Annotated in this window: 15 protein-coding genes; 5 read left to right on the plus strand and 10 right to left on the minus strand. The window is 56.7% G+C overall.

Annotation, left to right across the window (positions count from 1 at the left end; genetic code table 11):
* Positions 1–32 precede the first annotated feature (32 nt).
* The 8 genes from ABJM11_RS12910 to ABJM11_RS12945 form a co-directional block, all read right to left on the minus strand.
* Positions 33–1,418, minus strand: coding sequence for a PhoH family protein (locus ABJM11_RS12910; protein WP_348296295.1), 1,386 nt, complete (start codon positions 1,416–1,418; stop codon positions 33–35).
* A gap of 20 nt (positions 1,419–1,438) precedes the next feature.
* Positions 1,439–1,930 carry a CBS domain-containing protein gene (locus ABJM11_RS12915; RefSeq protein ID WP_348296296.1) on the minus strand — a complete coding sequence of 164 codons (492 nt, stop codon included), beginning with the start codon at positions 1,928–1,930 and terminating at the stop codon, positions 1,439–1,441.
* Positions 1,931–1,988: 58 nt separating this feature from the next.
* Positions 1,989–2,735, minus strand: coding sequence for an START domain-containing protein (locus ABJM11_RS12920; RefSeq protein ID WP_348296297.1), 747 nt, complete (start codon positions 2,733–2,735; stop codon positions 1,989–1,991).
* Positions 2,736–2,933: 198 nt separating this feature from the next.
* Positions 2,934–3,188: a cell division topological specificity factor MinE gene (minE, locus tag ABJM11_RS12925; protein ID WP_150993651.1), complete on the minus strand. Its 255-nt coding sequence runs from the start codon at positions 3,186–3,188 to the stop codon at positions 2,934–2,936.
* 3 nt (positions 3,189–3,191) lie between these two features.
* A complete protein-coding gene (gene minD / locus ABJM11_RS12930) occupies positions 3,192–4,004 on the minus strand; it encodes a septum site-determining protein MinD (RefSeq protein WP_348296298.1) in 813 nt (270 codons plus the stop codon).
* Positions 4,005–4,069: 65 nt separating this feature from the next.
* Positions 4,070–4,834: a septum site-determining protein MinC gene (gene minC / locus ABJM11_RS12935; protein ID WP_348296299.1), complete on the minus strand. Its 765-nt coding sequence runs from the start codon at positions 4,832–4,834 to the stop codon at positions 4,070–4,072.
* Entirely contained in the window at positions 4,831–5,220 is a 390-nt protein-coding gene (locus ABJM11_RS12940) for a HopJ type III effector protein (RefSeq protein ID WP_348296300.1), read from the minus strand. The genes minC and ABJM11_RS12940 overlap by 4 nt, the downstream gene beginning before the upstream one ends.
* The gene (locus ABJM11_RS12945; protein WP_348296301.1) at positions 5,217–5,498 is read right to left on the minus strand and encodes a DUF1244 domain-containing protein; all 282 of its coding nucleotides are present in this window, start codon (positions 5,496–5,498) and stop codon (positions 5,217–5,219) included. The genes ABJM11_RS12940 and ABJM11_RS12945 overlap by 4 nt, the downstream gene beginning before the upstream one ends.
* Positions 5,499–5,612: 114 nt before the next feature.
* On the opposite strand from ABJM11_RS12945, the gene dinB reads away from it, so the two are divergent.
* From dinB to ABJM11_RS12960, 3 genes are all read left to right on the plus strand, one after another.
* The gene (gene dinB / locus ABJM11_RS12950) at positions 5,613–6,677 is read left to right on the plus strand and encodes a DNA polymerase IV (protein ID WP_348296302.1); all 1,065 of its coding nucleotides are present in this window, start codon (positions 5,613–5,615) and stop codon (positions 6,675–6,677) included.
* Positions 6,678–6,760: 83 nt separating this feature from the next.
* Positions 6,761–7,495 carry a hypothetical protein gene (locus tag ABJM11_RS12955; RefSeq protein ID WP_348296303.1) on the plus strand — a complete coding sequence of 245 codons (735 nt, stop codon included), beginning with the start codon at positions 6,761–6,763 and terminating at the stop codon, positions 7,493–7,495.
* A 22-nt stretch (positions 7,496–7,517) separates the two neighbouring features.
* A complete protein-coding gene (locus tag ABJM11_RS12960) occupies positions 7,518–8,888 on the plus strand; it encodes a tellurite resistance TerB family protein (protein ID WP_348296304.1) in 1,371 nt (456 codons plus the stop codon).
* Here the strand turns inward: ABJM11_RS12960 and ABJM11_RS12965 are convergent.
* Positions 8,846–9,418, minus strand: a complete 573-nt coding sequence (locus ABJM11_RS12965) for a phosphatase PAP2 family protein (RefSeq protein WP_348296305.1) — start codon at positions 9,416–9,418, stop codon at positions 8,846–8,848. The two genes, ABJM11_RS12960 and ABJM11_RS12965, sit on opposite strands and share 43 nt — an antisense overlap.
* Positions 9,384–10,631 (minus strand): glycosyltransferase family 1 protein, encoded by a 1,248-nt coding sequence (locus ABJM11_RS12970; protein ID WP_348296306.1) that lies wholly within the window; start codon positions 10,629–10,631, stop codon positions 9,384–9,386. Before ABJM11_RS12970 ends, ABJM11_RS12965 begins: the two co-directional genes overlap by 35 nt.
* Positions 10,632–10,742: 111 nt before the next feature.
* On the opposite strand from ABJM11_RS12970, the gene ABJM11_RS12975 reads away from it, so the two are divergent.
* Complete coding sequence (locus tag ABJM11_RS12975) at positions 10,743–11,780, plus strand: NADP(H)-dependent aldo-keto reductase (protein WP_348296307.1); 1,038 nt, start codon at positions 10,743–10,745, stop codon at positions 11,778–11,780.
* A 253-nt stretch (positions 11,781–12,033) separates the two neighbouring features.
* Entirely contained in the window at positions 12,034–12,348 is a 315-nt protein-coding gene (locus ABJM11_RS12980; protein WP_348296308.1) for a hypothetical protein, read from the plus strand.
* Positions 12,349–12,505: the final 157 nt, after the last annotated feature.

Consider the following 12,505-nt stretch of genomic DNA (forward strand, 5'->3'; position numbering starts at 1 on the left):
GGAATATCCAGGTTCGGGTTTTGATCGTGGAGTCAGAGATTTGCCTCCGCATATTCTGCCAGTAAGGATCTCGGCACACCCTGCAGATGGATATGCCCGCCATGACGAAAGCTCTTGAAGCGTTCGGTCATATAGGTCAGGCCGGAACTCAGGGCGCTGAGATAGGGCGTGTCGATCTGTGCCAGGTTACCCAGGCAGATCACCTTGGAGCCGTTGCCGGCGCGGGTAATGATGGTCTTGATCTGGTGGGGCGTCAGGTTCTGTGATTCATCTATGATGATCAGGCTGTGCTGGAAACTGCGCCCCCGGATGTAGTTCATCGACTTGAAGTGCAGCGGAACCTTGCTGAGGATGTAGTCCACGCTGGCAGTCATATTCTCATCGTCTTCGTGGAGAGCTTCCAGATTGTCCACGATGGCACCGAGCCAGGGTTCCATTTTCTCGGCCTCGGTGCCCGGCAGGAAGCCTATATCCTCGTCCAGTCCCTGCGTGCTGCGGGTAGCGATAATGCGTTTATAGATCTTGCTGGCAACAGTCATCTCGATACAGGCAGCCAGGGCCAGGATGGTTTTGCCCGAGCCTGCGGAGCCGGTGAGATTCACCAGGTGAATATCGGGGTCCAGCAACAGGTTCAGAGCGATGGCCTGGTAGATGTCCCGCGGCACCAGGCCCCACACCTCCTCATTCATCAGGTCATGCTGGTGGAGGTCACGGATAACAAGCTGGTCCTCGCTGAGATCCGATACCTTGCCAACGAAGCCCTGTTCGTCAATCACGAACTCGTTGATTGTCAGCCTGGCCAGGTCACCCTCGCGTCGCAGAATGTGCTCGGTGATGCCTTCCCGCTGTATGGTTTCCACTTTCTCGATGGTGTCCCAGAAGGAGTTGGCGAATTCCTTGTAGCCTTTGGGCAGCAGGTCGATATCATCCAGGAGCATGTCGTTGTGGTAGTCCTGGGCTTCCACACCGAAGCCCCGGGCCTTCAGGCGCATGTTGATGTCCTTGCTGACAAGGATGATATCGCGGGACTTGTGGCGGGCTTGCAGGGCGGCCAGAGTGTTTATGATCTTGTTGTCATTGAGGTGTTCCGGCAGTGCGTGGTTGCCATGATGCTCGGTACTCATCAGTATCGACAGCGCCCCCAGGGGTTCTGCCTTCTTGCCTCGCACGATAGGAACGCCTTTCTCGATGTCTCCGGGGCTGGCGTCCCCCAATAACTTGTCGATGTTGCGTATGGCCTGGCGGCAGTCTGCGGCGACCGCCTGCTTGCCGGATTTGAGACTGTCGAGTTCTTCAAGCACCGTCATCGGGATAATGACGTCGTGTTCTTCAAAGTTCAGGAGGGCGTTCGGGTCGTGGATGAGGACGTTGGTGTCGAGGACATACATCTTTCTGCGAGCCTGCGGTGCTCTTGGCATAGGGTGTGATACCTCTCTGGTCAGCCGTTCCCGGCACAGCGGTTGGTGAGCTCCTGGTCGGAGATCAGTTTTAGCATGTCATACGTTGTTACGATCCCGGTGATTTTTTCATCCTTGGTGATGAAAATCCGGTGCAGGTGTTCACGCATCATTATATCGGCAATGTCGCGCACCGGTGTTTGCTCGTCAACCGATAGAACGATGGGGGTCATGATATCGCGAACCTCCACCGGTACCTTGCCCATTTCCTCGAAAATGGCCATCCGAAGGCGCCTGGCTTCCTGCTCCTCTTCTGGTGTCATACGGGTATCGGTTTCGGAGCGGCTGGCGTTCCAGCGGAACTCGGTGATGTCCTTGAGGGTGGCAATGCCTACGATCTCACCAGTCTCATCGGTAACAGGGCTGCCGTTGATCTCATTGTCGGTCAGGAATCTCGCCAGACGGTCCATCGTCCATGACTGGGGTACCGCCTTGATGCTCGGGGTCATGATCTCGTAGGCGAGAACGGTCATTTACGATTCGGCTCCGTTAACAGGTCCTTTGTAAAAGAGCTTAGCTGCTACGGACGGGCTAGTCATCCCCTGATTGGGTATCCGGAACTACATCTTTCAGTTTTCCATCGTCGCCATAGACCAGTTCGTGGTTCTGATAACGGTCCCGCCGGGCGACGCGCTCGAGTTGCTCGATTGAACGGACTGGAATATCCACCAGCAGGGTATTGACCAGCCATCCTGGAATCGACCCGTTGGGGTTGGTGTGCTGTACCCAGATCATACGGGTCTGTTTACCTTCGGGGATGAACCGGTAGAGGGTGTCGGACTTGTCGACCCGGACGTAATCATGTTCTTCCTCGCGCTGATCCGGAATGGCATTCAGGTCCATCACAATCTCACCGGTGGCCTGGTCACCGCGCGTGCGAATGCGAATGACGTAATCACGGTCGGTTACCGGCCAGGGCATGTCATTGACAGAGTAGGCGTAGCGGTCATGGAAGCTGCCCTCTCCGAAAGCATAGGACTCAGAGCAGTTGTGCACCCATTCCACACAGGATTGGGGATTGACCATCACAGCCATGAGGTTTTCGATAGGCACATCCAGGATGGCTTCAGCCTTGAACGCCTGAAAGCTGGAGCCGGGCTGGTCGGTGGTATACACCTGGATGTCGTCAGTCTCCTTGCGCAGGCTCCAGTCCTCGGCATTTTCATCCGGAAGGTCCGCCAGTGCGGTGGCCGAGGCCAGGGCAGAGGCAATGGTTGCCACCAGCAAGTTGGCCAGCGTGGAAACCCGACGAGTGCCCGGGGTCCTCAGGTTATGCATAGGTTTCTCATCCTTGGAAATGTCCGGGCGAGTCTATCATGGGCAGTGAGGGGTCAGGTCTATGTAATCAGGGGATTGTGAACTGGGTAACTGACTGAAATATCGCAGGTAACATTTGGCCTCATTTGACGGGTATCGTGCAGCGGCCAGTAGCCCCGGCAGATAATGCCGGGGCTTTCTGTTACACAATGGCGCAGGTCAGTGCTCAGGCAGAGTCACATTCAGCTCCAGTACGGAGCAGCTGTCATTGCGGTCCACTTCCACCTGCACCATGTCGTCGCTGATCTGAACGTACTTGCGGATGACCTCAAGCAGCTCTCTCTGCAACTCCGGCAGGTAATCCGGTTGTTCGCGCTGCCCCCGCTCATGGGCAACGATGATCTGGAGCCGTTCTTTGGCAACGCTGGCGGAGCGATTGTTCTTCTTGCTCTTGAAATAATCGAAGAAACTCATCCGTCAGCCCCCCTTGAACATCCGTGAGAAGAAACCCTTTTTCTGGGACGACATAAAGCGATGCTCGCGCTCCTCACCCAGAAGACGGGCAACAGCATCATCATAGGCCTGCCCGGCGTCGCTGTCTTCCTCCAGAATGACGGGAAGCCCCTGGTTGGAGGCGTTCAGTACAATCTGGGATTCGGGAATCACACCCAGCAGGGGAATGGCGAGGATTTCTTCCACGTCCGCCACGGATAGCATTTCGCCCCGGGACACGCGGTCCGGGTTGTAGCGGGTCAGCAGCAGGTGTTCCTTGACCGGGTCCTGGCCCATCTCAGCGCGGCGGGACTTGCTTTGCAGAATGCCCAGAATGCGGTCCGAGTCCCGTACCGAGGAGACTTCCGGGTTGGTGACCACGATCGCTTCGTCAGCGTAGTACAGGGCCATCAGTGCGCCGTGCTCAATGCCGGCAGGGGAGTCACAGACGATATAGTCGAAGCGTTCAGAAAGGTCATTGATGACCTTCTCAACACCCTCTCTGGTGAGCGCTTCCTTCTCCCGGGTCTGGGAGGCAGGAAGGATATAGAGGGTATCGACCCGTTTGTCCCGGATCAGGGCCTGGTTCAGTGTGGCTTCGCCCTGGATCACGTTCACGAAGTCGTACACCACCCTGCGTTCGCAGTTCATGATGAGATCCAGGTTGCGCAGGCCCACGTCAAAATCGATAACCACTGTCTTGTGGCCACGTTTTGCCAGCCCCGTGCTGATGGAGGCGCTGGTTGTGGTTTTACCTACGCCACCTTTTCCTGAGGTAACGACAATGATTCTAGCCAAGGTTGCATTCCTGTTTTGCGATGGATTCGTCGCTTTCCCCGCCCGTGCGGGTAGTTACGTTCTGATCAGGCCTTTTCCAGTGGCGTTACCACCAGCAGATCATCCCTGAGCTGGATCTGCACGGCGGTTTTCCAGCCGTTGTCCTGAAGATCTTCGGAGATTTTATAGTGTCCGGCGATGGACACAAGCTCTGCTTCAAGAGACTGGCAGAATACCCGGGCGTGTTCGGCGCCATGAATGCCCGCCAGGGCCCGGCCGCGTAAAGGGCCATACACATGGACATTGCCCGCTGCCAGCACTTCAGCGCCGGCCTGTACTGGCGCCAGGATGATCAGGTCACCGTCCGGAGCGTATACCTGCTGACCCGAGCGCACCGGCTGATTGATGATTCTGGCAGGTGCGGGTTCCCCATGGTTTTCCACTCTTGGCGGTGCCGGACTGTCGATGGCTTCGGCTACTTCTGTTTCCGGGCCGGTGTCGATTTCGCGGTCTCTCTGGTTGCCGCCGGGAAGCAGTGCCAGCGAGGCGCCCCGTGCCAGCCGGCGCTGGTCGTCATTGCCGCCACGCACGCCGATGACATGAATGTTGTGGCGGCGGCAGGTGCCGATGATCTTGAAGAAATCCAGCTCGCTGCTCAGGCCTTCATATTTCTCGAGGCTGACGATCAGCGGAATATCCTTGAAAAAGCCCGGGGCCTGGCTGATCTTGTCCCGCAGAGTGCTTTCGAATTCTTCATCGTCGAAGAAGTACAGCTCCAGTGCCGTCATGGAGACGCTGGCACTCTTGAGCTGGAAACATTGTTTTACCCCTGATACGGCGGTTTCGCTCATGGGTGGGTCTCTTCCGTGGTGTCGTCCTGGGTGGTGGCCGGGCGTTTGCGAAGCGCCGGGCCGTCAAAGCGGATACCGGACCAGCCGGTGCCAATAAACTGGCGAATATTACCATGGCTCTCGCCCGCCGGCTCATCCAGCACCTGGCGGTAATGCTGCGCAAAGAGGCGCAACGTGTCAGCCTCGTTCAGGTTGCAGTACTGAGCCAGGGCAAAAACCCGGCATGAGCCGGCATTCTCGCCTGCGTCATTGTACAACGGGCCGTTATGGAACCCGGTAGGCTGATACTCAAAGAAACGGTCAATCAGGGCCAGGGTATCGTCAAAATCGCCATGGCCGGCCTCAACGGAGGCCAGATGAATGCGAACCGCGTCATTGAGGTTCATGTGTGGTGATCTCTCTTCGGGCCTTGCTGATATCGGGCTTTCCATTCCTCGTAAGGCATCCCGTAGATAATTTCGCGAGCTTCCGGGTCTGATAGCTCGAAGCCTCTTTCACTCGCTTCCGCGCGATACCACTTTGATAGGCAGTTGCGACAGAAGCCGGCCAGGTTCATCAGGTCGAGATTCTGCACCTCAGTATGTTCACGCAGGTGACTGACCAGTTTCCGAAACGCTGCGGCTTCGATTTCTGTCTGGGATGGTTCCGGGATAGGGTTCGTCATGGTCGCTTGCACCTGTTTCTGGAGTTGAAGTATAGGGCTCCTGACATTCTCTGCATGTTACCGTAAGATACAAGGCTGTACATATGTACAGATAATTTACCTGCTAGAAGAATCATGGCCCAGCGCAAGATTATCCATGTAGATTGCGATTGCTTCTACGCCGCCGTGGAGATGCGGGACGATCCCTCGTTGCGCGACGTTCCCCTGGCCGTGGGTGGTGAGGGTGGCCGTGGCGTGGTCACTACCTGCAATTATAAAGCGAGGGCTTACGGGGTGCGATCTGCCATGCCCGGCGGCGAGGCCCGGCGCCTTTGCCCGGGGCTGGTAACGGTACCGACCGACATGGCACGTTATCGCGCAGTGTCGAAACAGGTGATGGCGATTCTGCGGGAACTGACGGACCTGGTAGAGCCTTTGTCGCTGGATGAGGCCTTTCTTGATGTCAGCGATGTGAGCGATCACAAGGGCAGCGCGACGCTGATGGCCCAGTATTTGAGGCGTCGGGTGAAAGAGGAAGTCGGGATTACCATTTCTGCAGGTGTGGCTCCCAACAAATTTCTGGCAAAGATCGCCAGCGACTGGAAAAAACCCGATGGCCTGTTTGTCATCCGCCCGGAAGATGTGGATGGCTTTGTGCAGGATCTCAAGGTTGAGAAGCTGTTCGGGGTCGGGCAGGTAACAGCGGGCAAACTCCATGGGTTGGGCTTGATGACCTGCGGCGATCTGCAGAATGTTCCTGCCGAAGTTCTGCTGGAAAAATTTGGCAAGCAGGGGTACCGACTGCGGGAAATGGCCTTTGGCCGGGATGATCGCGACGTGGTGGTGTCCCGCATTGCAAAATCCGTCAGCGTAGAGCGCACGTTTTCCCAGGATCTGCCAGACAAGCGCGCCTGTGAGTCGGTGATGGCTTCACTGGTGGCCGACCTGAACCTGAGGCTGAGCCGTAAGGCAGCCCGCAAACCCATTCACAAACTGTTTATCAAGATTCGCTACAGCGATTTCTCCACTCACACCCTGGAACGGGTGCGGGAACAGATCCGGGAGCCCGGTCTGGACGATTATCAGCCGCTGCTGGATGAACTGGTCACCGATACAGGACGCGCGGTACGTCTGTTAGGGCTTGGTGTCAGGTTTCGCAACGACGATTCGCCAGTCATGCAGTTGCGACTGTTCGACTGACCTGAAAAATACCGCTTGGTCGTTTTTTGGCCGTTTTTAGTTCAGGGTGCTATCTTTTTAAGAGGGCGCACGGAGCCTGGACTATGGACAGTTTATTGGCCTCTGAAGCCTTCGAGTTCGGACTCGGGGCTTTTTTTGTCATATTTCATGCTTATGGCCGGTTCAACACACCGGTTTCCAATCGCAGCTCCACCACTCGATGGCGCTTCAATGGTTGTTTTGTCTTGTATTCCGGCGCCCTGGTTCTTATCTACTGGCTGGTCACCTTCTTCGCCTGGGTATCGCCAGAGGTCGTTGACCGGATACTGCCCTTGCTGGGATGGCCTGCTGGATCCGAGATGGAGGGTAGCGACCTCTTCCGCAGCCCGCTGACGATTGCGCTGATTTTCACCGCGTTACTGCCGAACTTTCCGGTGCTGAAGAAAGTAGATCATAAGCTGCTGCGGATATTCTGGGATCTGGCGGAAATACCCGGGCATGCGGTCAAGCTTGCCCATCGCATGTACCGCGCCCCTTACCATATTTTCCCCATGAAATTTAACGAGATGGAGCGGGAGGCGAAGGCCTTTGACATTCCTGCGAATCGTAGCGAGCTAACAGATGACCATGCCTCCCCGGCCTTCGCCTGGGCAACTGCCTGGTCGTTGATCAATGAGGTGAGGCATTGGCATGAAGGCAGCTCGCGCTATCACCGTTTTATCCAGGAGCGGGAGAGCGAGTATGAGGCTCTGAGCATGGAGTTCACCACTCTCAGTTCACGGGTGGCCGCCTATTATCGACGGTTGGAGGAGTTGGGGGGGGCGTCCGCAGCGTATTGAAAAAGATTTAAGAGATTCATTGGTGAGTGACGGTCGTGACCTGTTCATGAGGTTGTGCCGCCTGCTGGCACACGCAGTACTGGACATCGAGATCGGACCGGGAGCACGTCGGCGTGCGCTGGAAACCTTCGGGTTCGAAGTGCCGGATGATGATTCGGAATCCCTTGGTATGGCAAAGCTGTTACAGGTTGTTGCGATAGCAATGGCGGCTTTCATGGCGGTGTCGTTTATCCGGTATACCATCGAAGGTGGGAATGGAGTGCCTTTCGGTACCGTCGTGTTTTTCGCGCTATTGATGGGGGCCAATTTTGGCGTATCGGCTCATGCCGGCACATTTCCCAAAAGCCGCTGGCGGTTCGCTGATATCGAGGCCAACCGCAGCCGTCCATGGGGTGGCTATGTTTTCTCAGGCGTTCTGGCAGTCGCTGCCAGCCTGGTTGTGATATCCGCGTTGCGGTTCACCCGTTATGTTTTTGACGGCAAAAGTTATCAGGCAGGGTTTGACCAGTTGATCGTCGACCTTTCCTGGTCCTTCCCCTACCTGTTTCTCTCATTTGCCATCGGGTTCGGTGTTGCCTGGGTCTGTGATACGGAATGGAGACGTGGGCCGGCCCGCTACAGGCGATGGTTTGATGCGTTGGCCCTGGGCGTCATCGGTGTTGTCGGTGCCTATATCTGTTACAGCGCCATGCATGGTTTTCCCCCGTTTGAGGGAACCAAGGCACCCGAGTTCAGAGATGCCAGCTTAGCGGGGGTGGTGCAGTTCATTGTTCAGAGCACGGTGGCTGCGGCGCTGATTGGTGCACTGGTCCCCGGCGGGTATCGGCAAAATCGCTATCGCAGCCCTGTGCAACGGGTCTGTCGATACATTGATCGCAACAGCCATGATTTGAGGATTGAGGCGGGTAAGCTCGCACCCTTCACGTTGAAAAGCCTGATGACGAGAGTCGCTGCGGCGTCTTCGATGGCAGATGGATTATTGGATGATACCGAGCGGAATGTTCTGCGGGACACGCTTAACAAAATGGCCGAGCACAACCTTCTGGATTTCACGGTTGAGGCCGGTATGGAGGAACTGATGCAGCAGGTCGAGCGCTGGCGTGAGGAGGATGCGGAAGCGTTGAGGAGCGAGATTCTGGAGGCGTTGCAGACCCTGAGGCGCAGCGAGTATCTGGCCGGACTGATGGTTCAGATCAGTGTAGCCATCGGGTATGCGGACGGCGTGTTCCAGGTACCGGAGCAGTACATTCTGGAGTGTATCGCCAGGGCGTTGAATCTTGACCCTGAAAGTGAGCTGGCAGCTTGTAGCCTCTGCCGGGGTTGGGTGGGGCCCGAGCCGGGCGTTTCAGGTCAGGCAGCAAACAGGACGGATAACGGTTCGCCAATGGTGTAGACCGAAACCAGACCGAGGCTACCGCCAATAAGGGCTCCGGCGACGACGTCACTGGGGTAGTGCAGCCCCAGTACTACTCGGGAGGCAGCGACGCTCAGGGTGAATGGCAGGAGCAGCCAGGCCAGCTCAGGCGTGGTCATGGCCAGCACCGTGTTGAAGCAGGCAGCGTGTAACGTGTGGCCGGAGGGAAAACTGTACCTGTCGAGGGGTGGGGTGCCGCAGTTGATGGACGGGAAGGAAATGAACGGCCGCTCGCGGATCAACCAGCGCTTCAGCAGCTTGTAACTGATCGTGCAGGCCAGCCCGGTGACGACCATCAGCAACGCAATGGCCAATCCCTTCTCTGGCATGACTAACGGCATGGCCAGAATCACCAGATACCAGAACCAGCCATCACCCAGGCGGCTCACGATCTGAAAATAACCATGGACCGGGCGGAACCTCAAGCTGCGGTTGATGGACTGGCAGAGGGCAAATTCCCTCTGGTCCACCAGGCTAAAGAAGCGAGATGCCTTGCTGTTGTACGGCATTGGAGTGATTCCTTTGTGGGTGGTTCAGGATCAGATACTCGAACTGATCGACTTGTGCCGCCCAGTCCAGTTCCAGTGCATCCAGACGTGCCTGGGTACGAATCCTGTTCATCAGTGTGGGCTGGTCGGCCAGGCGCAGGGCATGATCAACAAAGCCTTCGTCATCAGGCAGCCGTGCTTTCATCCCGTTGTCTTCGTGGCGGATGTGCTCGCTGGCGGCGGCATCATCAAAAGCGACAACAGCAAGACCGCTTGCCATCGCCTCAGTCACCACATTGCCGAACGTGTCGGTTTTACTGGGAAAAAGGAAAATATCGCCGGACGCGTAGTGCCGGGCCAGGTCCTCTCCCCGCCGTGTGCCTGCAAAAACATAGTCCGGATGGCGTTCAGCCAGGCGCTTCCGCATGGGACCGTCACCCACCAGGATTAATCTGGCATTGGGGTGCAAACCGCGAAGCCGCTCGAAGCAGGCCACTGCCATTCCCAGGTTCTTTTCCGGCGCCAGCCGTCCAACATAGAGAACGGCCCGGTCATTGGGTTGCAGCCCCCATTGTTGCCGCAGTGTCTGATCGCGTTTGTGGGGAGTAAAACGGCTGCAGTCGACACCACGGCTCCAGAGGGAGGTGGAGTGAATGCCCATGTCAGCGGTGGTTCGGGCTATTTTCCGCGTAGGGACCAGAGTAAGGGCGGTCCTGTTATGAAACCAGCGGCCGTAGGCGCACAGCAGTTTCTCCAGAAAACCGGCACCGTAATATCGGCTGTAAGCATGGAAGTTGGTGTGGAAACCGGAGCTGACCGGTATGCCAGCCCTCCGGGCGGCCGAGACTGCGGCAACACCCAGGGGGCCCTGAGTGGCGACATAGATCGCATCCGGGCGTCGGCGCTTCCAGAGGGAGGCAAGGTAACCAGGGCGGGTGATTCCGAACCGCAGCTCACCATAACCCGGAAGTGGCAGGCCGGTAACGAGATGCTCTTGCGAGAACAGGCATTCACCGGCTTCGGAAACTTCGCCTGTTGATTCATGGCGCTGGCGAGGGCGGATAATCGTTACGCGGTGGCCGCGGCGTCTCAGCCCCAGGCAAAGATACCTGAGGGTGTTGGCCACGCCATTGATTTCCGGAGGAAAGGTCTCCGAAACAATGGTAATGTGAAGCCTGCGCCCTGAAGCCTGGCTGAGTCTGGTCACAGTATTTCCTATGGTGTGCTCTTGCATGTCCCTACTATGGAAATCCGGCATGACAGTACCGGGACAATTTCGTGACAATCCGTTTACCCTTTGCGCGATTGACTCTTTGTTTTTCCAATAACGAATCCGGGAGGACGTATGAAGACCCGAACATTGGGCAGAACCGATATTGATGTCAGTGAAATCTGCCTGGGCACGATGACCTGGGGGGAGCAGAACACCGAACAGCAGGCTTTTGAGCAGTTGGACCTGGCAACCGCCCAGGGCGTCAACTTCATTGATGCGGCGGAGATGTACCCGGTTCCCCCGCGGCCCGAAACCCAGGGGCTGACAGAAACCTACCTGGGTAACTGGCTGGCGAAACGCGGGCGCAGGGATGATCTGGTGATTGCCTCAAAGGTGGCCGGGCCTGGCAATGGCCTGAAGTATCTGCGTAATGGCCCGCGCCTGACGCGGGACCACATCCGACAGGCCTGTGACGACAGTCTGCGCAGGCTCCGGACAGACTACATCGACCTTTACCAGGTGCACTGGCCGGACCGAAATGCGAACTTTTTTGGCAAGCTGGGTTATCAGCACAGTGAGGATGAACAGGCAACACCCATTGAGGAAACGCTCGGGACTCTCGCTGACCTGGTTAAAGAGGGCAAGGTTCGCCATGTTGGCCTCTCCAATGAAACGCCCTGGGGTACCAATGAATACCTGCGTCTTGCCCGGGAGCGCAACTGGCCCCGGATTGTCAGCGTGCAGAACCCCTATAACCTGCTTAACCGAACCTTTGAAGTGGGGATGGCGGAGATCGCCTGTCGCGAGCAGGTCGGTCTGCTGGCTTATTCGCCCCTTGCGTTCGGAATGCTCTCCGGCAAATACCTCGACGGCAGGCGCCCCGAAGGTGCCCGGATGACCCTCTATGAGCGCTTTACCCGTTACACCAGTGGTCGTGGCGCCGAGGCTACCCGTGCCTACGTGGACCTGGCAGCCAGCCATGGCCTGTCACCGGTGCAGATGGCGCTCGCGTATGTGACTAGCCGTGACTTCGTAACCAGCACGATTATTGGTGCGACCACCATTGACCAGCTCCGGGAAAACCTCGGGTCCGCGGCTGTGTCCCTGGGTGACGATGTGCTGGCAGCCATTGAGGACCTGAATCGGGAATACACCTATCCCTGCCCATGACCAGGCGGCGGTTACGATTTGGTAATGACTTGGTGGCAGTTAAACGCTATTTTTCTGTCGTAATGGGCCGCCAGAAATGCGATTTAACAATCTGCAACAAAAATAGATAGTTTTTTGACAAAACAATGGTGAACTGGTGACAAAAATACGGCGCAATTGTGTGCAAAATCACATCTTTCCGGCCGTTAATCATTAGACTTAAGCCTTAAGTGACAGTAGACTTCCGTTTCGCTAACAGGTTGCCAGAACAAACATGATTATCCGTATCTTCATCGCACTCCTTGCCCTTAACATGATCGCTTTCGTGGTCCGTGCAGAAGCCAATGAACGCGTTTTTGCCGATGATGTGCCGGCTGAAGACATCTATCAGCTTCAGGATCAGATGTCGGGTGATTTCGAGAGTGACGAAGTAGACATGTATGCAAACCTTGGTTCACGTTTGCTGAGCCTCGGTTTCAGCCGTTCGGAGTCCCGGGAGAAGACCTACGCTTCCGACCGCGCCAGACCCGACCACGGGATCGCGCTGCTTGATGAAGGTGCTTGCCTCAATCTCAAGTGGAACTTCTGACCGGCTTCAATCCCCGCTTCCAGGCGCTTTGCGCTGACTTTTACTACCCCTCTGTGTCATAACCTTCCTTAAGTAGCTTTTATATGACCGGGCGCATTGCCTGACGAGTTTTCGCATGTGATTATTCCTGTCGAATGCATTCCCACGCAAAGATAAC

This window comes from Marinobacter sp. (assembly GCF_039977835.1).
Taxonomy (GTDB): domain Bacteria; phylum Pseudomonadota; class Gammaproteobacteria; order Pseudomonadales; family Oleiphilaceae; genus Marinobacter.